The organism is Herbaspirillum sp. FG34 (assembly GCF_057809315.1).
Map to the genome: position 1 here is coordinate 1 of NZ_JBMDJS010000012.1, position 21,722 is coordinate 21,722.

At 59.9% G+C, this 21,722-nt stretch carries 14 protein-coding genes; 10 read left to right on the forward strand and 4 right to left on the reverse strand.

The window, feature by feature from the left end:
• Window positions 1–290: 290 nt before the first annotated feature.
• Together ACODSZ_RS15415 and ACODSZ_RS15420 are read left to right on the forward strand one after the other, a co-directional pair.
• Complete coding sequence (locus tag ACODSZ_RS15415; RefSeq protein ID WP_488927951.1) at window positions 291–575, forward strand: hypothetical protein; 285 nt, start codon at window positions 291–293, stop codon at window positions 573–575.
• Between the two features lie 30 nt (window positions 576–605).
• Entirely contained in the window at window positions 606–1,058 is a 453-nt protein-coding gene (locus ACODSZ_RS15420; RefSeq protein ID WP_488927952.1) for a hypothetical protein, read from the forward strand.
• A 5-nt stretch (window positions 1,059–1,063) separates the two neighbouring features.
• Here the strand turns inward: ACODSZ_RS15420 and ACODSZ_RS15425 are convergent, their stop codons facing one another.
• Window positions 1,064–1,378 carry a hypothetical protein gene (locus ACODSZ_RS15425; RefSeq protein WP_488927953.1) on the reverse strand — a complete coding sequence of 105 codons (315 nt, stop codon included), beginning with the start codon at window positions 1,376–1,378 and terminating at the stop codon, window positions 1,064–1,066.
• Window positions 1,379–1,571: 193 nt separating this feature from the next.
• Between ACODSZ_RS15425 and ACODSZ_RS15430 the strand changes: the two genes are divergently transcribed.
• A complete protein-coding gene (locus ACODSZ_RS15430) occupies window positions 1,572–2,315 on the forward strand; it encodes a hypothetical protein (RefSeq protein WP_488927954.1) in 744 nt (247 codons plus the stop codon).
• Window positions 2,316–2,482: 167 nt separating this feature from the next.
• On the opposite strand, the gene ACODSZ_RS15435 is transcribed toward ACODSZ_RS15430, so the two are convergent.
• A complete protein-coding gene (locus tag ACODSZ_RS15435) occupies window positions 2,483–3,154 on the reverse strand; it encodes a hypothetical protein (protein ID WP_488927955.1) in 672 nt (223 codons plus the stop codon).
• On the opposite strand from ACODSZ_RS15435, the gene ACODSZ_RS15440 reads away from it, so the two are divergent.
• From ACODSZ_RS15440 to ACODSZ_RS15455, 4 genes are all read left to right on the forward strand, one after another.
• Complete coding sequence (locus ACODSZ_RS15440) at window positions 3,125–6,919, forward strand: calcium-binding protein (RefSeq protein ID WP_488927956.1); 3,795 nt, start codon at window positions 3,125–3,127, stop codon at window positions 6,917–6,919. The two genes, ACODSZ_RS15435 and ACODSZ_RS15440, sit on opposite strands and share 30 nt — an antisense overlap.
• Before the next feature lie 122 nt (window positions 6,920–7,041).
• Window positions 7,042–9,204 carry a type I secretion system permease/ATPase gene (locus tag ACODSZ_RS15445; RefSeq protein ID WP_488927957.1) on the forward strand — a complete coding sequence of 721 codons (2,163 nt, stop codon included), beginning with the start codon at window positions 7,042–7,044 and terminating at the stop codon, window positions 9,202–9,204.
• Window positions 9,205–9,208: 4 nt separating this feature from the next.
• Window positions 9,209–10,552: an HlyD family type I secretion periplasmic adaptor subunit gene (locus tag ACODSZ_RS15450; RefSeq protein WP_175343986.1), complete on the forward strand. Its 1,344-nt coding sequence runs from the start codon at window positions 9,209–9,211 to the stop codon at window positions 10,550–10,552.
• Window positions 10,542–12,011, forward strand: a complete 1,470-nt coding sequence (locus ACODSZ_RS15455) for a TolC family protein (RefSeq protein WP_488927958.1) — start codon at window positions 10,542–10,544, stop codon at window positions 12,009–12,011. Before ACODSZ_RS15450 ends, ACODSZ_RS15455 begins: the two co-directional genes overlap by 11 nt.
• A gap of 38 nt (window positions 12,012–12,049) precedes the next feature.
• Here ACODSZ_RS15455 and hrpA read toward each other — a convergent pair whose 3' ends face one another.
• Window positions 12,050–16,099 carry an ATP-dependent RNA helicase HrpA gene (gene hrpA / locus ACODSZ_RS15460; protein ID WP_488927959.1) on the reverse strand — a complete coding sequence of 1,350 codons (4,050 nt, stop codon included), beginning with the start codon at window positions 16,097–16,099 and terminating at the stop codon, window positions 12,050–12,052.
• 185 nt (window positions 16,100–16,284) lie between these two features.
• Here hrpA and argA point away from each other — a divergent pair, with 185 nt between their 5' ends.
• The 3 genes from argA (at window position 16,285) to ACODSZ_RS15475 (ending at window position 20,859) form a co-directional block, all read left to right on the forward strand.
• The gene (gene argA / locus ACODSZ_RS15465; protein ID WP_008331208.1) at window positions 16,285–17,598 is read left to right on the forward strand and encodes an amino-acid N-acetyltransferase; all 1,314 of its coding nucleotides are present in this window, start codon (window positions 16,285–16,287) and stop codon (window positions 17,596–17,598) included.
• 97 nt (window positions 17,599–17,695) lie between these two features.
• Window positions 17,696–17,968 (forward strand): oxidative damage protection protein, encoded by a 273-nt coding sequence (locus ACODSZ_RS15470; protein WP_008331210.1) that lies wholly within the window; start codon window positions 17,696–17,698, stop codon window positions 17,966–17,968.
• 143 nt (window positions 17,969–18,111) lie between these two features.
• Window positions 18,112–20,859, forward strand: coding sequence for a M16 family metallopeptidase (locus tag ACODSZ_RS15475; protein WP_488927960.1), 2,748 nt, complete (start codon window positions 18,112–18,114; stop codon window positions 20,857–20,859).
• Window positions 20,860–20,991: 132 nt separating this feature from the next.
• Here ACODSZ_RS15475 and rpiA read toward each other — a convergent pair whose 3' ends face one another.
• Entirely contained in the window at window positions 20,992–21,672 is a 681-nt protein-coding gene (gene rpiA, locus ACODSZ_RS15480) for a ribose-5-phosphate isomerase RpiA (RefSeq protein WP_008331214.1), read from the reverse strand.
• Window positions 21,673–21,722 lie beyond the last annotated feature (50 nt).

The window sequence follows — 21,722 nt, forward strand, 5'->3', positions numbered from 1 at the left end:
AAGACGCCCAGTCTTGACCCAAATTCGCGCCTTGCACTTCATCCCAAACGGGACTGGCTCGCACTCACGCCTATTTATGAAACGGGTTCTAGTTTTCAACATTCAACGCGACGAGGCAGGCGGTGCTAAGCAAACGGCAATGGCAGTGGTGTGCGGCTCATGAACTTGGGATCAAGCTAGTTTTGTTGTACTTGTTTTTGGTGTTCTTGTTGGTCTACGGCTATAACTTTCTCAGTGTGTTTTGGTGGAATAACAAGATACCCATTCAGCATCGCCTTGACGTGTCTCAAATGGATCATCTCGAATGTGCCACCGATGAAATTTCAAAATTCATCATAAGAAAAAGAGCAAATCCGGATCCACTGACGCGCTATGACGCATCTCCTCTTCTTCTCGAAAAATATATGACTACCACTTTCGGATTAGAAATCGTGGGACTGCGGCCGGAGTGTGTAGGCGCATATATAGCCGATACGGTGGGATGGCCAGAACCCTTTGCGATTGTGATAGTAGACCGAGATACGGAAAAAAACATCTTTCGAATTACGTACCTGCGTGACCACCTTAAACGCTAATTAATTTATGAAAATTTAAGGAAGGAAAGCATGCTTAGCAGAAGGCAATGGCAGTGGTGTGCAGATCATGAACTTGGGATCAAGCTGGTTTTTCTGTACTTGTTTTTGGTGTTCTTGTTGGTCTACACCTATAACTTTCTCAGTGTGTTTTGGTGGAATAACAAAATTCCTATGCCTTATTACTCAGAAGGTTCGATGATGAAACATCTCAAATGCTTCGATGGTGAGAGTCGGGATTTCTTTATCGACAGGCGACCAAACATAGAACCGCTTGGAAGAGAAGATGCTTCGTTTCTACTATTAGAAAACTATGAAACGACAATCTTCGGGTCAGAAGTTCTGGAAAAACGCGCTGAGTGTCCGGGTGCTTACATCGCATACACTGCTGGCCGTACAGAACCTTATGCGATCTTGGTGGTAGACAGAAAAACGGGAAAGAACGTCTTTCGAATCGCATATCTCCGCGACTATCTTGAGCGCTAAATTTATTAGAAAAATTCGATGATCGTCCTGACGTGTCTCAAATGGATCACCACATGCGCACCGATATTGGAAGGAAGAAGTGCATCGGATTGCTCACTCACGAACTCGACCATATCTTGCCCCACAGTGATCTCCTTGAGCCAAAAACACCCCTGATGCCACTGAGCATTCTTCACGCGGACTGGAGGTATAAACATCATTTCTGAATAGATCGCTGCGCTCCAATTTTGTCTGGCATCGGCTTTGATCGACGAAAAATCATATGGAACAAAAACTAACTTTTTTGAATTTTCACAAAAGTCTATTTTGCTGCATTTCATTAATTTTACGACCGAACATCGTCGGGCAAAATCGACCTCTGTTTACCGTAAATGTTCGATAGGCTACGGGATGAAATCACGGTTCAATGTCGCAGGTTTTTATAAGACTTTTTGGCTAGACCAGTAGTCAGACGGACTATCGAATTGCATTTGCCGAGAACCTATCGGAACGCCATTTCCAGGAGGAGAACTTGTGAGCACTGGTCCCATTAATGAAATCGCCTCAATCAGAAAAATGCGCGAGATCGTCATTTCAGGCATGTTCTTGATGGCCACTTCATACGTCGCAGCCGAAAGCCATCAGGAGAAAGATGTAAAAACTAGAGCAGCAGGATGCTCTCCTGACTCAGTTATTCCGAGTCAGCCAGCAGAGGAAATTTCGATTGTCACAGCAGAGCAACTGCTATTAAAGCTACGGGAGATTCACGAGAATTTTCTCTTGCTGGACAAGGCGTTCATCAGTGAAAAAAATCTGAAGACAACATTTGGTCTTGCAAAAAGATATTACCCGCCGCTACTAGATATTCCCGAGGATCTGAGTTTCCACATACAGCCAGCGAGATCTGGGTTACTAGAAACAAATCTACATTTCTCGACTGCAGTGCTTTACCGAGACAAACCACGTTCGAGAGTGTCTCGCATACATGTAGCGCCCTTCCAAGACTCAAAGCTCTACCCAGCCGATTTGGTTGAGCGAACCATTGCAAAAGATATTGTGGGGAGGGACTTTATAGCTGAGGCAGCCTTAGGCCTTTCCGACGCAAGAGTCAGCCATCCGACCGAAAGCTATATTTTGCGAGGACCGGCACTCCATCCGAAAGGGTTTCTCGTGTATAGCCACGTCATTGAAAATGAAAATTTCAGGTCGGATTTGCATGTTCGCCTAGATGAATCCGGCAATGTTTTCAATATTGGAATTAAACAAGAGGAAAAGTAAAAATGGAGAATTTATCCGCTCAAACAAAAAAATTCATCAAGGGCTTTGGAGAAGAATATAGCCTTCCAGATGTAGCAGAATTCTTGATTAGCGCTAGCACGCTATCGCCATATTTAGCGAGCCAGCTTAATGCGTTTTCAGATAGAAATCTGAACCTAAAACTAGGTTCACCGGGAAAGGGAACCAGTTCGGATGAGTTCATAGTGGCCATAGATCCAAATGTAATCAAGAGCTACATGCGCACCGACATCGGCAGAAAACAGCTCGCCACCTTGCTCGCTCACGAACTCGGCCACATCTTGTCCCCCGGTGGCCTTAATGACCCCATAACCACCCCCGACGCAGCCGTACGATCCGCACATCGAGCAGAAGGAATAGCGCTCACATCTGAAATGATCGTTGCGTCTCAATTGGGCCTGGGTTCCATCAACGGTTTCAGTTATAGCGACAATGCTCAACTCAAACCGAGAGGTACACTCTCCGCCGAGTTCAGAAAAATGACTGATTTCGCCGACGTCAGCACCTGGACAATGAACAGCCAGGCCGCCTTGGCCGCAGTCTCCGCAAAAAGTCCATTGGTAGAGAAATTTGGTGGTTGGAGTGGTAAAGCCAACAGCTCCGTTGCCCCGAAACTGACGTATGACGAATACAACGCGGGCTTCGCTGCATTGACCAAATGCGGCATCAGCAATCCCAACACCATCGACTGGGAAAAGGTCTTCCCCAATCAGATCAAGATCGAGACCGACATCAACAATGAATGCAAGATCAAGTCTGTTAAAGATCTTCCGTTGAAGACCGGCGGCACGATGCATCTGGAAGGCCTGATCGACGGACAAGGAAAATTGCTCAGCGCCGCCATCACGATGGCCCTCGATGACACTGCCAAGATCGACTCCGCTGCGCTGCGGCTTGTGAAGACCTTCAACGGCAGCGACGACGTGCCGACTTATGAATTGAAGAGCGGCACCGGAAGCACCTCGCGCGGCAATATCGCTTCCAACGGCAATATCTCTTTCCACGTCGATGGAAAGATTTACGTCTTCAGCGAAGACAAGCAGATCGGCAGCTTCACCCTGGCCAACAACACCGGCACCCTCGCCGACGGCACCTCCGGCAACTTCCGCTACGACGCCGCCTCAGGCCAGATCACCCGCAGCAGCAACAACATCGGCGGTCTCAACGTCAACGGCTTCGCCTATACCGACCGCTCCAACAACGGCATCCGATGGAATGACCGCAGTTACCAGTTCAATGACGTCAACGCCGCCAACTCGGCCGATCACGCAGCCTGGGCGGCCTTTGCCAATGGCGCGCTGGACAAATCCGGTTTCGAAAACTTCGTCAATGCCTCCACCGATTTCCTGGTCAACAATCGCTTCACCTACACGCCAGGCATCCAGTACACACCCAGCTTCCCGCTACCGGACCTGTTCCCCATCGGCGCCTTCTACGAAAGCAAATCCACCGTCACCGACCGTGCAGACTCCATCGCGCAACGCACCTTCCGCATCCTCAACAGCACCAATCTCGCCCTGAGCGCCACGCAACTCGGCAACTTCGATGCCAACCGCGACGGCCAGCTCAATGGCAGCGAACTCAATGGCCTCACAGCCTGGACCGACAGCAACGAGGACGGTATCGCCCAGACGCCCGAACTGACCACACTGTCGATGGCCATGATGCGCGCCGGCCTGACCACCGTGCGGGCGACGGACTACGGTTTCTACACGGCCGGCAACGCCGGCTTCCGCGGTGAAGCACAACTACAACGCGCACCGGCTTCGCCTTCCGGGGACAGGGAGCCCGTCCTCCCCTGGGCGCAATTCAGCAGCTACGACTTCCTGCGCCGCTCCGACAATACGTATTACATCAATGCCACGCAGTACATCCAGTTCGGCCCCAACCAGGTCAAGATCAACAGCAACAACCGCGACAGCCTCATCGGCACCGATGGCGACGACAGCTTCAGTGCCAATTACTATGCGGCCTACAACGGCATCTACTTCAACACCGATCTGCTGGTGAAATTCTATGCAGGCGGCGGCAACGACCTGATGGGCGGAAGCAGCCGCAACGATACGCTGTGGGGCGGCACTGGCAACGACGCCCTGTGGGGCTACGAGGGCAATGACACCTTGTACGGTGAAGAAGGCAACGATGAACTCATCGGTGGCGCGGGCAATGATCTGCTCGACGGCGGTACCGGCGACGATATGCTGTTTGCTGAAGCCGGCAATGACACCTTGATCGGCGGCGAAGGCAACGATGAACTCCAGGCCGGCGACGGCAATGATGCCCTCTACGGTGGCGCAGGCCATGACAGGCTGTTCGGCCAGGCCGGTGACGATACCCTGTACGGCGGCGACGGCGATGATGTACTGGTCGGCTTTACCCCATCCAACGACAGCAAGCAGACCCTGGCCGCAGGCGAATCCGACAACGACACCCTGCGCGGCGGCAGGGGCAACGACAGCCTGTATGGCGGCCTGGGCAATGACACTCTCGATGGCGGAGAGCACAACGACCTGATCTTCGGCGATGCCGGCAATGACACCCTCTTCGGCAGCGCCGGGGAAGATGAACTCGACGGGGGTGCCGGCAACGATAGCGTGGACGGCGGCGCCGGTATCGACAAGATCTTCGGCGGCGTAGGAAACGACACGCTGTGGGGAGGTAGCGGCAACGATATCCTCGTCGGCTTCACACCGTCCAATGACAGCAAGCAGAGCCTGTCAGCCGGCGAGACCGACGATGACACGATGTACGGCGGCACGGGCGATGACTTCATGGTCGGCGCATTCGGCAACGACCAGATGTGGGGTGGCATCGGCAACGACGAGGCGCAAGGCGGCGTGGGCGATGACCAGCTCTATGGCGAAGAAGGAAATGACCGTCTCTTTGGCGGGGCCGGCAATGACGTGATCTATGGCGGCACGGGTGACGACATCATCGTCGGCGGTGCGGCTTCGAATGAGGCCGGGCTGGCGGCCGGAGTGAGCGATAGCAACTTCCTCTATGGCGGCACCGGAAATGACATCATCATTGGCGGCATCGGCAACGACTATATCGACGGCGGCGCGGGGGCCGACCAGATGGAAGGCGGCAAGGGCGATGACATCTACATCGTCAACAGCATCAACGATGTCATCCTCGAACATGCGGGCGAAGGCTACGATACCGTCATCGCCAGCAGCAACACCATGCTCGGCACCAACGTGGAGGAGCTGCGCCTGCTGGAGGGCGGCAACTTCAACGGCACCGGCAACAGCGGCGCCAACAAGCTCATCGGCAACAGCCAGGCCAATATCCTGGATGGCGTCACGGGTGCCGACATCATGATCGGCGGACAGGGCAACGATATCTATTACGTCGACGACCTCGGCGATCGCGTCATCGAACTGGCCGGCGAGGGCAACGATACGGTGCTCTCCAGCATCAGCCACACGCTGGGCGCACAGATCGAGAACCTCGGTTTGCTGGACTTTTCCAAACCCGAGAAGGGCGTCGCCGATGGCGTCGACATCCTGGTCTATGGCTATCCCAAAGCCAATGAACTGGACTACATGCAGGGCAATGCGGTGCGCGACTATGCCGGCACCTGCGCCCTGACCAGCATCGCCAATCTGGCCATCCAGGCCAACCAGAACCTGTCGGAAGCCCAGGTGGTGCAGCGTGCCATCGACAACCAATGGTGCGTCACCGACAGCACCGTCAGCGACTACGAACGCGGCGGCTCCAATTACCTCGGTCAGCGCGCCCTGCTGGACAGCTACGGTATCCGCAACGGCCTCATGCAGGGCTACAACGAACAGGGCATCGCCAACCTGATCAAGGGTGGCCGCGGCGTGATCATCGCCGTGAATGCGGGCAAGCTGTGGGGGGAAGACGCCTACCTCGACGGCGGCGCTGTCAACCACGTGGTGACCGTGACCGGCGTGGCCTGCGACGCTGCCACCGGTGCCATCAACGGCTTCTATATCGCCGACTCGGGCCGTGGCCTGGTCAGTGACATGACGCGCTACCTGTCACTGGAAGAGTTCCGACGCGATGCCAACGTCGCCAATGCCTACAGCATCTATACCATCGACCCGATCAAGCTGCGCAACGAGAACATCGACGGCACCGGCAACGAACTGGCCAACATCATCACCGGTAACCGGGGTGACAATATCCTCACCGGTGGCCGGGGCAATGACACGATCATCGGCCAGGCCGGCAACGACACCTATCGCTTCAGCCGGGGTGACGGCATCGACACCCTCATCGACAACGATGCCACGCTGGGCAATATCGATGTGCTGGAACTCTCGGGCATCCAGCAGCAAAACCTGTGGTTCCGGCATGTGGGCGACGATCTGCAGATCAACGTGATGGGGACGGCGGACCAGATTGTGGTCAAGGGCTGGTACAGCATGGGCGCAGAGGAAAGCACCGGTCGCATCGAACGCATCAAGACTGCCGATGGATTGAATCTGCACGATACCGATGTCGAGCAATTCGTCCAGGCCATGGCCGGCTTTGCTGCACCGTCGGCTGCGCAAACCAGCTGGACCAACGGGCAGACCAGCAACGGCCGCATTCTGATGACCGTGACGCATTGATTCACAGCAGCGGCGGCAGCTCACTCGTGTGAAAGCGGGTCCTGCCGCTGCCAGCGATCCCGGTGCTCCACACTGCACCGTTCTCCTCGTCATCAAGACACCTCCCTGCGAAGTACACCAGCGTGAACGACCAAGAGAACCATCCTGAAACTCCCGATAGCGGCCTGCTGTGCCTGCTCATGATGGCCAGGCTGCACGACATCGCTGCAGATCCGCATCAGCTGCGGCATGAGTTTGGCCGCGAGCCCTTCACCATCCAGACCCTGCTGCTGGCCGCCAGGAAACTGGGGCTGTCCGCCCGCTGCGTCAGGCAAGACCCGGCCCGCCTGGAACGGGTGCCGCTGCCGGCCATCGCCGTGGACCGTGACGGCAAGTTCTTCCTGATCGGAAAGATCGACCGCAGCCAAGCCATCTGGCGCATTCTTGTGCAACGCCCGGGCGAGCGGCCTGCCATCATGCTGCGCCCTGCCTTCGATGAATGCTGGAGCGGCCAGGTGATCTTCATGACCAGCAAGGCGAGCTTTGCGGGCAGCATGAGCAAGTTTGATTTCACCTGGTTCATCCCGGCGGTGGTCAAGTATCGCAAGGCGCTGGGTGAAGTGCTGTTGATCTCGCTGATGCTGCAGCTGATCGGCTTGTGTACGCCGCTGTTCTTTCAGGTGGTGATGGACAAGGTGCTGGTCAATCATGCCATGAAGACGCTCAACGTAATCGCTATCGGGCTGATCGCTGCGACCTTGTTCGAAGCCATCCTGGGCGGCATCCGGACCGCCTTGTTTGCCCATACCAGCAGCAAGATCGATGTGGAACTGGGCTCCAGATTGTTCGCGCATTTGCTGAGCTTGCCCATCACCTATTTCCAGTCGCGGCGTGCTGGCGATTCCATCGCGCGCATCCGGGAGCTGGAGAACATCCGCTCCTTCCTGACCGGCAATGCCATGACCCTGCTGCTGGATCTGGTGTTCTCCTTCGTCTTCCTGGGCGTGATGCTTTGGTACAGCGTTACCCTGTCCTTGATCGTGCTGGTGTCGATTCCTCTGTATCTGGGCCTTTCCTTCATCTTCACACCCATCTTGCGGACCAGGCTGGACGACAAGTTCAACAAGAGCGCGGAAAACCAGGCGTTTCTGGTGGAGTCGCTCACCGGCATGGATACGATCAAGTCCCTGGCCGTCGAGCCACGCTGGCAGCAGAAATGGGACAAGCAATTGGCCGCCTACGTCAGCGCAGGACTCAGCACCGCCAACATCGGCCTGCTGGCAAGCGGCAGCGTCAGCCTGGTCAGCAAACTGGTGACGGTCGCCATCATGTGGCTGGGCGCCACCCTGGTGATCGACCAGCAACTCACGGTCGGCGAACTGGTAGCCTTCAACATGCTGGCGGGCCAGGTGGCCGCTCCGGTGCTGAGGCTGGCCCAGTTGTGGAACGATTTCCAACAGGTCGGGATCTCGATGAGCCGGCTCGGCGATGTCCTGGATACCCGCTCGGAAGTCACGGGAAAGAAAACCCGCTTGCCAAGGCTATCCGGTGCAATCGTCCTTGACCAGGTTTCGTTTCGATATCGCCCGGAAGCCTCGGAGGTACTCCGCTCTCTCACCTTGAGCATTCGGCCTGGCGAGGTCGTGGGCATCGTCGGTCGCTCCGGCTCGGGCAAAAGTACCCTGACCAAGCTGGTTCAGCGTCTCTACGTCTGTGATCGCGGCAAGGTCATGATCGATGGACAGGATTTGGCCATCATCGATACCGCCTCGCTGCGCCAGCAGATCGGGGTGGTATTGCAGGAAAACATGCTGTTCTCACGCTCCATCCGGGACAACATCGCTCTCACCGATCCCTCCCTGCCGATAGAAGCCGTCATCGCTGCGGCCAAGCTGGCGGGTGCCCATGAATTCATCTGCGAGTTGCCCGAGGCGTATGACACCCTGGTCGGCGAACATGGGACTGGCCTCTCCGGCGGACAGCGGCAGCGCATTGCCATCGCCCGCGCACTGATCTCGAATCCGGCCATCCTCATCTTCGACGAAGCCACCAGCGCACTGGACTATGAATCCGAAAAAGTCATTCAGGACAACATGCGCCAGATCTGCGCAGGAAGAACCGTGCTGATCATCGCGCATCGCCTCTCGGCAGTGCGTGATGCCCACCGCATCATCGTTCTGGACAAGGGTCAGATCGTTGAAAGCGGGCGCCACGACGAGCTGCTGCGCAAGCCCGGTGGCATCTATGCGCATCTGCATGAACTGCAAATGACACAAGGCGCTTCCAGCACTTCTCCATTGGGTTGACGATATGAAACTGCTTCAATGGATGGCCGCATGGCGCGCCCTGTGGCAACGCTACCTTGGCATCTTTCTGCATTTCTGGAGCGTGCGGAAAAACCTGCGCACGGATTACTACAACCAGCAGGAAGCCCAGTTTCTGCCAGGCGTACTGGCCCTGCAGGAGTCGCCGGCTTCACCGACCTTGCGATGGACAGGGCGCATTCTGATGAGTCTGGTGGCCTTCTTCTTCCTGTGGGCGATCTTCGGACGCATCGACATCATCGTCCATGCCACCGGCAAGATCATTCCCTCATCCCGTACCAAGACCATCGCTTCGATCGATGTGGCCAGCGTCAAGGCTCTGCATGTGGTGGAGGGACAGACGGTCAAGGCAGGCGAGTTGCTCATCGAGCTCGATTCCAGCAGCAGCGACGCTGAGCATGACAAGGCCGCCGATGCCGTGGCACAGGCGCGATTGCAGCTTGCGCGGGCAAACGCATTGCGCGAAGCCGTAGCATCCGGCGCAAACCCGAGATTGCCGCAGGTACCGGCAGCGACTGCTGCGCAATGGGAAGCGGCGCAGCGGCAACTGGAAAGCCAATATCGGGATGTCAAAAGCAAGCTGGATCGCCTGGATGATGAAATCGTACGCTACGGTGCCGCCCTGCCCTTGGCCAGGCAGCTTGCCGAAGACTATCAATCGCTGCTGGCCGACAATACGGTCTCGCGCCATGCCTGGCAGGAGAAAGAGCAAGCCAGGATTGAGCTCCAGGGACAGCTTGCCGATGCCCGCAACCAGCGTTCCGCGCTGATTGCCCAAACCCTGAAAGAAGCGCACGACGAGGGCATCGACGCCAGCAAGCGAATCGAAGCAGGCTTGCAGGATCAGCGTCGCGCTGGCGAGCACAGCAAGTTGCTCAAGCTGGTAGCGCCGGTCAGTGGAACGGTGCAGCAACTCAATGTCCATACCGTGGGTGGCGTGGTGCCGGCAGCCCAGCCGCTCATGCAGATCGTTCCGCAGGAAGCAGCCGTGGAGGTGGAAGCGTTTCTGGAGAACAAGGATATCGGCTTCGTCCAGGTTGGCCAGGACGCCAAGGTCAAGATAGAAGCCTTCGACTACACCAGGTACGGCACGGTCCCGGCAACGGTGCGGCATGTTTCGCATGACGCCATCGAAGACGAGAAGCGCGGCCTGATCTACGCCAGCAAGATCGTTCTGTCACGCCATACGCTGGCAGCAGAGGGGCGCACGCTGGCGCTTGCGCCGGGCATGTCGGTCACCGTCGAGATCCGGACGGGAACACGACGGGTCATCGAATACGTGCTCTCCCCTCTGATTCGCCACCAGCAGGAGTCCCTCAATGAACGTTAGAACTGTCTGCGTAGTCCTGATGGCAGCAGCGCCGGTATGTCTGACGGACATGGCCCACGCACGGGAATGGCTGGAACGGGCCTCGGCGCCTCTTGAGGATCCCTTGTTGGCGCGACCACCGGAACTGGACGAAGGCAAATTGCTTCCGGGAGATGCCCATACCCTGGTTTGCGATGGCCGTTCTGCCGTACCAACTGCGCCACTCACCTTGGGGGATGCGATCGACCTGGGCTTGTGTCATCACGCCCAGGTGAAGGCCGGCTGGGCGCGCATCAAAGTGCAAGCAGCGCAAAAGGGTGAAGCCAGGGCGGCCTATTTACCCAGCATCAACGCTGGACTGCGCTTTCAGCAAGAACGCGTGCAGCAGCCCGATTCGCTACTACCTCTGGAGAACCAACGCAAGAGCCGCTCCCAGTACTACACGCTGACCTGGCGCCTGTTGGACTTCGGTGGCCGCAGCGCCAACCTGCGCGCAGCCGATGCCTTGCTCGACGCCGCCCTGGCCAGTCATGACGCCATCTTGCAAAAGACCATGAGCAGCGTCATTGCGGCCTATTACGACGTTCAAACAAGCGGTGCCAATCGCCAGGCCCGTGAACTGAACGAACGCCTGGCACGCCAGATCATGGAGATCACCCACAAGCGTGCCGAACGGGGCATGGCCGCGCGCTCCGACCTGTTGCAAGTCCAGACCTCCCTGTCCAAAGCGGAACTGGAACATGCGCGTGCCATCGGCCAACATGAAAAAGCCCTGGTCACCTTGTCGGTCTCATTGGGACTGCGAGGACAGGGAGCTCGCCTGCAAGTCCCCATCGACAGTCCCGACTCGGCCATCGAGGCCGGTCAGATTGCGCAAGACCTGGTGCAATGGATGGAGCTCGCTGGGCAGCAACATCCTGCCTTGCTTGCCTCCAGGGCGCAATTGGCCTCGTCGCGCGAGAAGCTGGCGGCCACGCGCGCCGAAGGCTTGCCCAGTCTGGATTTTTCTCATGGATACTACGTCAACGGACGCCCCAATCAGGGGAGTGCGGGCACGCAAACACGCGAGACGGTGAGCGCACTGGCCTTGAACTTCCCGCTCTTCGACGGCTTTGCTCACACCTACAAGGTACGCAACGCCCAGGCACAGATCGACCTCCGGGAAGCCGGACTGCTGGAGGCCGAGGGGCAGGTCATCAGCGAACTCGCCAATGCCTTCGCGGAGAATCAGGCTGCCCAACGCAACCTGAGCTCATCCCTGCGCCTGCTGGAAAGCGCGAAGATGGCCATGGAAGACGTTCAGCGCAAATATGAACGCGGACTGAGCGACATCATCGGCATCCTCAATGTGCAGGCCGCACTGGCCGATGCAAGCCAGGAACGCATACGTGCCCTGGCCGAATGGCGTTCTGCCAGGTTGCGGCTATTGGCCAGCGCCGGAGAATTGGGACGCACGCGGATCGCTGAACAAGGCAAGTGAGGGGTGGCGATCAACACACGACGGGCGCTCAAGGTGGTTCAGCGCTGCATGCTCTCCCACACCTTCTGCAAGCGCTTCACCGACACCGGCATCGGCGTCTTCAGTTCCTGCGCGTAGAGCGACACGCGCAGTTCCTCCAGCATCCAGCGGAACTCGGTCATCTTGGGATCCACCCGCCCGGCGCGATCCTTGAGCGCGCGCTGGTAAGGCTGCGCCACCGAATTCCACTCGGCCAGCAAGCGCGTATCGCGGGCCGGATCGGCGCGCAGTTTGTCCAGCCGTACGTTGATGGCCTTGAGGTAACGTGGGTAGTGACTCAGATTGGTGTAATCCGTCTCGGCCACGAAACGCTTGCCCACCAGTTGCGACAACTGCGCCTGCATGTCGGTCGCCGCAGCCGCATGCGCCTTGATACCCTGCAGCTTCTTGGGCAGGGCGTGATACTCGGCCAGCACCTGGCCGCACAGGCGCGCGATCTCGTTGACCAGCAAACCCAGACGCGCCTTGCCCTCATCACGGCGGCGATTGAATTCGTCCGCATTGCGCGGCAGCGGGTCTTGCAGGAAGGCGCGTTCCAGCCCGGCATTGAGGATCTGTTCCCGCAATTCCTCCTGCGAGCCCAGGGCCATGAATTGCATGCCCATCTGCTGCAGACCCGGAATGTTCTTCTCCAGATACTTGAGCTGTTCCTTCATCTGCAACGCAAACAGGCGACGCAGACCCGCATGGTGGAAGCGCGCCGCCTCGGCCGGATCATCAAAGACCTCCAGGTCGCAATGCGTCTTGCGATCCACCAGCGCCGGGAATCCGATCAGCGTCTGCGCCTGCTTGCCACTGCCGCGCGTGATCTCCAGCAGTTCGGGCAATTCGCCAAAACTCCAGCTGGTGAGATTGCTGTACTCGCCCACTGACGCGGGGGCCGCCGGGGCTGCATTCGCGGCTCCCTTGCCGAGGGCTGCAGGTGCCGGTGCGGTGCTGTCCTCCTCCTCGCGCGGGGCAATGGCAACCTGCTCGGCCAGCTTCTGGAACTGCTGGCGCGCCTGGCCGCCGAATTCGGCTTGCAGGGCCGCGAGGTTGCGGCCCATCTCCAGCTGGCGACCATGCTCATCGACGATCTTGAAGTTCATCGCGTGGTGCGCCGACAGCGTCTCCTGCTTGAAGTCGCTGGGCTTGACCAGGATCGTGATCTGCTCGCGGATGTCGGCAATGATGGCGTCGATCAGGTTGCCCCGGCCAAAGGTCTTGCGCTCCTCCATGCGCTCGCAGAAACGTGCGGCGTAATCGGGCAGCGGTACGCAGTGGCGGCGCAACTTCTGCGGCAGGGACTTCAACAGCAGATGCACCTTCTCCTTCAACATGCCCGGCACCAGCCAGTCGCAGCGATCCGCCGAGACCTGGTTGAGCGCATACAGCGGCACGGTCAGCGTGACGCCATCGCGCGCCGCACCCGGCTCGAAGTGATAGCTCAAGGCCATGGCGATGCCCGCCACGTTCATGGTCTTGGGGAACAGCTCGGTGGTGACGCCCGCTGCTTCATGACGCATCAGGTCGTCACGGTTCAGGTACAGCAACTTGGGATCGGCGGCCGTGGCTTGCTTGTGCCACTTCTCGAAGTCCACGCCATTGCAGATGTCGTGCGGGATCAGCTTGTCGTAGAAACCGATGATCAGTTCATCGTCCACCAGCACATCGAGGCGACGGGACTTGTGTTCCAGGTTTTCGATCTCCCGCACCAGTTTCTGGTTGTGCGCAAAGAATGGTGCGCGAGTCTCGAAGTCGCCACCGACCAGGGCGTCGCGAATGAAAATCTCGCGCGCGTCGGCCGGGTTGATCTTGCCGTAGTTGATGCGGCGCTGGCTGTACACCACCAGCCCGTAGAGCGTGGCGCGTTCGGAGGCGGTGACCTGGGCGGCGCGTTTTTCCCAGCGCGGTTCGCCCCAGGATTTCTTGAGCAGATGGCCGCCCAGTTTCTCCAGCCATTCGGGCTGGATGTTGGCGACGCAGCGCGCATACAGGCGGGCGGTATCGACCAGCTCAGCGGCCATCACCCAGCGGCCCGGCTTCTTGGTCAGATGCGCACCGGGCCAGATGTTGAACTTGATGCCGCGTGCGCCCAGGTATTGCGCATCGTCCTCACTCTTGAAACCAACGTTGCCCAGCAAGCCCGTCAGCAGCGCCAGGTGCAGCTGGTCATAGGTGGCGGGGGCTTCATTGAGTCGCCAGCCCTGTTCCTTCACGATGGTCAGCAACTGCGAATGGACATCGCGCCACTCGCGCAGACGCAATTGCGAGAGGAAATTCTCACGGCAGTGTTCCTGCAGCTGGCGATTCGATTTCTTGTGGGCGATGGCCTCCTCGAACCACTTCCAGATCTTCAGATAACTGGCGAATTCCGATTTCTCGTCGGCGAATTTCTTGTGGGCGTTGTCCGCTGCATTCTGCGCATCCATGGGCCGGTCGCGCGGGTCCTGCACGGATACCGCTGCGGCGATGATGAGCAGTTCGGTCAGGCAGGCATTGTCGCGTCCCGCCAGGATCATGCGCCCTACGCGCGGGTCCAGCGGCAACCGGGCCAGCTGCTTGCCCAGTGCAGTCAGGCGATTGACGCCGCCCTGCTCTTCTACCGCACCCAGCTCCTGCAACAGCTGATAGCCGTCGGCGATAGCGCGACCCAGCGGTGGTTCAATGAAGGGGAAACTCTCCACATCGGTCAGGTGCAGCGACTTCATGCGCAGAATCACCGAGGCCAGCGAGGAGCGCAAGATCTCGGGATCGGTGAACTTGGGACGCTGCAGGAAATCCTGCTCATCATACAGACGGATGCACACGCCCGCGGCCACCCGGCCGCATCGTCCGGCACGCTGGTTGGCCGCCGATTGCGCCACCGGCTCGATCTGCAACTGTTCGACCTTGTTGCGATAGCTGTAACGCTTCACACGTGCGAGACCGGCATCGACCACATAGCGGATCCCCGGCACGGTCAGTGAAGTTTCCGCCACATTGGTCGCCAGCACGATGCGACGGGCATTGCTGGTCTTGAAGACGCGTTCCTGCTCCTGCGCAGACAGGCGCGCAAACAGCGGCAGGATTTCCACATGCGGGGGATGATGCTTGCGCAGTGCTTCGGCAGCATCGCGAATCTCGCGCTCGCCGGGCAGGAACACCAGCACGTCCCCCGACCCGATGCGCGCCAGTTCATCCACGGCATCGACCACGGCATCCATCAGGTCGCGCTGCTCGCGGTCCTTCTGGGCCTGGCTGGCGCGGCCCTCGGCGCGCGCACGCGCCTGCGCCACTTCGGTGGAGACGCCGCTGCGGTCGGCATTGTCGATGGGACGATAGCGGATCTCCACCGGATACAAGCGGCCCGAGACCTCGATCACCGGAGCCGGTACGATCTCGCCCTTGACCTCGCGGCCAAAATGGCGGGCGAAACGGTCGGCATCGATGGTGGCCGAGGTGATAATGATCTTCAGATCGGGGCGCCTGGGCAGCAACTGCTTCAGATAGCCCAACAGGAAATCGATGTTGAGGCTGCGTTCATGCGCCTCATCGATGATGATGGTGTCGTACTGGCGCAAGAGCGGATCGGTCTGGGTCTCGGCCAGCAGAATGCCGTCGGTCATCAGCTTGATCCATGCGCCCTTGGACAGCGTGTCGTTGAACCGGACCTTGTAGCCCACCAGTTCACCCGGCGGGGAATTCAGTTCCTGCGCAATGCGCTTGGCGGTCGAGGAGGCAGCGATACGGCGCGGCTGGGTGTGGCCGATCAGGCCCTTCTCACCACGGCCCAGCTCCAGGCAGATCTTGGGCAGCTGGGTGGTCTTGCCGGAACCGGTCTCGCCGCTGACGATGATGACCTGATGACGGCGCAGGGCTTCGGCGATCTCGTGGCGGCGGCCGGAGACGGGCAGCTCTTCGGGAAAGGTGACCGGGGGCAGCGCATTGCGGACCGGTGGCGCGGCCTCGGCGGCAGACTCGGCGCGACGGGGAGCACGCGGCTCGCGCGGGCCGCGCCCACGGTCCTGTTGCGGGTTCTGCTGCGACTGGGCGCCTGGGGGAGTGTGGGGTGCTTTGGTAACGGACATGAGGCCGACATTATACCTGCCACCGCCCGCCCGGTCAGGCTGGATGCGGCTGGAGGGCCGATAGTGCAGGTTTTGGCGAGCCTTGCCGTGCCAATGGCTCCGCTTTGCAACATCCGCACAAGAAATCTGCTCCCAAGCGGCCCGCAAGCCTACGGCCCGCCGCGACGCTGGTTATAATGCGCGTCATGGAAAAACAGACCGAATTCGTCAACTGGCTGCGTTCCGTCGCGCCCTATGTCCACGCCTTCCGCGGCAAGACCTTCGTGGTCGCCTTTCCGGGTGAGCTGGTCACGGCCGGCGGCCTGCAGGTACTGGCCCAGGATCTCTCGCTGCTGCATGCCTTGGGCATCCGCGTGGTGGTGGTGCATGGCTCGCGCCCGCAGGTGGCCGAGCAACTGGCCCTGCGCAATGTCGAGGCGCGCTTCCAGAACGGCCTGCGCGTGACCGACAGCGCCGCGCTGGAATGCGCCAAGGAAGCCGCCGGCGAACTGCGCCTGGACATCGAGGCCGCCTTCAGCCAGGGCTTGCCCAATACCCCCATGGCGCATTCGGCCATCCGCGTGATCTCCGGCAACTTCGTCACGGCTCGCCCCATGGGCGTGATCGATGGCGTGGACCTGCAACTGACCGGCGTGGTGCGCAAGATCGCCGCCGACGTCATCCAGCCCATCATGAATGCGGGCGGCATCGTGCTGCTCTCGCCGCTGGGCTTCTCGCCCACCGGCGAAGCCTTCAATCTGACCATGGAAGACGTGGCCGTGTCCGCCGCCATCGCGCTGCGCGCCGAAAAGCTGATCTTCCTGTCCGAAACCCCGCTGATGAAGGATGCCGGCGGTGCTGAAATCCGCGAGCTGTCCTCGCACCAGGCCGAGGCGGTGCTGTCGGCCGGCTTCCTGCCCGCGGATGCGGCTTTCTACCTGGCCAGCGTGGTCAAGGCCTGCAATGCCGGCGTCTCGCGCGCCCACATCGTGCCCTTCTCCACCGATGGCTCGGCACTGCTGGAACTGTTCACCCACGACGGCGTGGGCACCATGGTCACCTACGAGAACCTGGAAAGCCTGCGCCAGGCCACCATCGAGGATGTGGGCGGCATCCTCAAGCTGATCGAACCGCTGGAAGCCGATGGCACCCTGGTCAAGCGCGGCCGCGAACTGATCGAACGGGAAATCGACTACTTCTCCGTGATCGAACACGACAACGTCATCTTCGGCTGTGCTGCCCTGTATCCCTTCCCCAAGGAACGCATGGGCGAGATGGCCTGCCTCACCGTCAATCCGGAAGTGCAAGGCCAGGGCGACGGCGACCGCATCCTCAAGCACATCGAAACCCGTGCGCGCGAAGCCGGGCTGACCAAGCTCTTCGTGCTCACCACCCGTACCTCGCACTGGTTCTTGAAGCGCGGCTTCGTGCTGGCCGGTGTCAACGACCTGCCGCAGGATCGCCAGCAGATCTACAACTGGCAGCGCAAGTCGCAGGTATTGATCAAGAATTTGTATTAATCATTTTTCCGTCAGGACGTGAGCAGGCTCAACCGCTGACCCCCATCGCTGGCCCGCCCGTCCCAGGCATTTCAACTTAACGAACCAAGGAATCGACATGGCACGCATGGTCCACTGCATCAAACTGAACAAGGAAGCCGAAGGCCTGGACTTCCCGCCCTATCCGGGCGAACTGGGCAAGCGCATTTATGAAAGTGTTTCCAAGGAAGCCTGGGCTGCCTGGCTCAAGCACCAGACCATGCTGGTCAACGAAAACCGCCTGATGCTGGCCGACGCCCGCGCCCGCAAGTACCTGGCCGCACAAATGGAAAAGCATTTCTTCGGCGAAGGTGCCGATGCCGCAGCGGGCTACGTACCGCCGAGCGAGTAAATCGGACCGCGTCATTGCTGGCGCACCGACTGTAACGCCGCCCTGGCTCGCCACGGCGGCGTTTGTTTTGCGTCCGGGGGTTGCAGCGCAGTAGAGGGCGCTACAATGCGCGCTTCGTTTCCGACTTCCTGCTGGAGCCTATCTTGTCCTTGCGTCGCATGCGCCTTGCCCTGCTATCCCTCAGTCTGGGCCTTGCCCTCTTGCCCCCGCAGATCCACGCGGCAACAGCTGCGCCAAACCTGCCGCCGGGCATTACGCAGGGCCCCAGCGCCGAGGGCATCAGCGAGTACCGGTTTGCCAATGGCTTCAAGCTGCTCCTGCTGCCGGACGATTCCAAGCCCACGGTCACGGTCAACATCACCTACCTGGTCGGCTCGCGCCATGAAAACTATGGTGAAACCGGCATGGCCCATCTGCTGGAACACCTGATGTTCAAGGGCTCGCCGCACAACCCGGCGATCCCGCAGGAATTCAGCAAGCGCGGCATGAACTTCAACGGTACCACCTGGCTGGACCGCACCAACTACTACGAGACCTTCGAGGCCGGCAAGGACAACCTGCAATGGGCCATTGCGATGGAAGCTGATCGCATGGTCAATTCCCGCATCGCGCGCAAGGATCTGGACAGCGAGATGACGGTGGTGCGCAACGAATATGAAGCCGGCGAGACCTCTCCCTCGCGCGTGATGTTGAAGCGCATGCAGAGCGTGGCCTATGACTGGCACAGCTATGGCCGCAGCACCATCGGCGCGCGCAGCGATATCGAAAACGTGCGCATCGAGAACCTGCAAGCCTTCTATCGGACCTACTACCAGCCCGACAATGCGGTGCTGCTCATCGCCGGCAAGTTCGAGCCGGCGCAGGTACTGCAATGGGTCAACCAGAGCTTCGGCCGCCTGCCCAGACCCAAGCGCAAGCTGCCTGAATTCTGGACGGTGGAACCGACCCAGGATGGCGAACGCCAGTTCGTGATCCGCCGTCGGGGGGACGTGCAACTGGTGGCGCTGGGCTACAAGATGCCCTCCGCGCTGCATCCGGATACCACCGCCCTTGCCTTCGCCGCCGACATCCTGACCGATACGCCCAATGGTCGCCTGCACAAATTGCTGGTCGAGAAAGGTCTGGCCACGCAGGTCTATGCGATGCAGCTCAGTGGCTTTGCGCCGGGGCTACAGATGATCGTGGCGCAGCTCAAGGCGGGGGCCGACATCGAACCGGTCAAGCAGGCCATGATCAGCGCCGTCGAATCCTTCAGCACGACACCGCCAACCGTCGAGGAAGTGGCACGCCTGCACCGCGAGAGCAGCAACAATTTCGAGACGCTGCAGAACAATCCGCAGCAGATGGCGGTGGCCATGTCCAACGCGATTGCACGCGGTGACTGGCGCCTGGTCTTCATCGAACGCGACCTGGAGCAACGCCTGAGCAGTGCAGACATCGCCGCTGCCGCCGGCAGATACTTCCGTCGCGACAATCGCACCGTCGGTCTCTACCTGCCGGAAGATCATCCGCTGCGCGCCGACGTCCCGGCTGCCCCCAGCGTGGCATCGCTGCTGACGCAATACCAGCCGCGCCCGGCCATCGCCTCCGGCGAAGCCTTCGACCCGGCACCGGGCAACATCGAACAGCGCACTACCCTCATCGCGCCGGGCCAGTCGCCGCACACGGCACTCAAGCTGGCGCTGCTGCCCAAGCAATCGCGCGGGCAGACGGTGTCGGTGAGCATGAATCTGGAGTTCGGCGATGCCCAGACCCTGTTCGGTCAGCGCGCCGTGGCACAACTGACGGCGGCCATGCTCATGCGCGGCACCCGCAATCTTGATCGGCGCCAACTGGCCGACGAGTTCACGCGCCTGAAGATCAACGGCAACGTCTATCGCTTCCAGACCACGCGCGAGAACCTGGTCCCGGCGTTCGCGCTGGTGGGCGAGGTCTTGCGCTACCCGCGCATGGATCCGGTCGAGTTTGCACAGTTGAAGAACGAGACCGTGGCCGCGCTTGAAGCCACCCGCAAGGAGCCGGATGCGCGCGCCGGCGAGGCCCTGCAGCTGCACTTCAACCATTACCCGGCCGGTGACTGGCGCGCCGCGCAAACGCTGGAGCAGCGCATCGCCGCCGTGCAGGCGGTGACGCTGGAACAGGTGCAGGACTTCCATCACCGTTTCTATGGCGCCTCGCATGGTGAGGTGGCCGTGGTCGGTGACTTCGATGCGCAGACCGCGCGCCAGGCGATTGATGCAGCCTTCGGCGGCTGGGCCAGTGCGGCGCCCTATGCGCGCGTGCTGCAGAGCTGGGCCGACATCCCGGCCAGGCGCATGGTCATCGATACGCCCGACAAGGAAAACGGTGTCTATCTGGCGCGCCAGAATATTCGCTTGCGTGACGATGATCCCGACTACCCGGCCCTGGCCGTGGCCAATTACCTGCTCGGCGGCTCCAGCCTGAAGTCGCGCCTGGCGGACCGCATCCGCCAGAAGGATGGTTTGTCCTATGGCATCAACAGTGGCCTGCAGATTGGCGCCATCAGCGATGCCGGCTACTTCATGGTGCGCGCCATCGCCGCGCCACAGAACCTGGACAAGGTCGATGCGGCGGTACACGAAGAAATCGCCCGCCTCATCAAGGACGGCTTCACCGAGGATGAACTGCAACGCGCCAAGTCCGGCATCCTGCAGCAGCGCAACCAGCAGCGCGCCGGCGACGGCGGCATCGCCACCAGCTGGAGTGCCTTGATGAACCTGGACCGCAGCTTCCTGTGGCAGCAGCAGCTGGACCTGAAGCTGGCCGACCTGACGCTGGCGCAACTCAACGCGGCCGTGCGCAAGTACATCGATCCGGCGCGCATGAGCGTGGTGATTGCACGGGATGAGGCCAAGGCCGGCCAGCCCTGAGGCAAGGCGTGCAATGAAGGGATGAAGGGATGAGGGGATGAAAAAATGCCCGTGTCATAGGACAACGGGCATTTTTGTCTGAGACAAAGACCAACGGCAGTGGGCAGTGGGCAGTGGGCAGTGGGCAGTGCGTCAGAACTCCAGTTTCCTGACGCCCTCAGCCGTGCCCAGCAGACAGACGTTGGCACCCTGGCGCGCGAAGAGGCCATTGGTGACCACGCCGACAATATTGTTGATCTTGTCTTCGATGTCAGCTGGATCGGTGATGGACAGTCCCAGCACATCGATGATGTAGCAGCCATTGTCGGTAACCAGCGGCTGGCCGTCGCCGTTCTTGTTCAGACGCAGGCGCGGCTGGCCGCCCAGTGCCGCCAGCTTGCGGGCCACCACGGCATGCGACATCGGGATCACTTCCACCGGCAGCGGGAAGTTGCCCAGCACCTCAACCAGCTTGGAACCATCAGCGATGCAGACGAATTTCTGCGCCACGGAAGCCACGATCTTCTCGCGCGTGAGGGCAGCGCCCCCGCCCTTGATCATGGCACCGGCACCATTGATTTCATCGGCGCCGTCGATGTAGACGGGCATGGTCTCGACCTCGTTGAGATCGAACACGGTGATGCCGTGCGAACGCAGCCGTTCTGCCGTGGCTTCGGAAGAGGCAACCGCACCCTTGATGCGGTGCTTGATCTTGCCCAGTTCATCGATGAAGAAGTTGGCCGTGGAGCCGGTGCCCACGCCGATGATTTCGCCGTCGACCACGTAGTCGATGGCGGCCTTGGCTACGGCTTGCTTGAGTTCGTCTTGAGTCATGATGGTTCAGTTCAACGTAAATAAAATCGGGGGCGTGCCGTTTCCGGTCA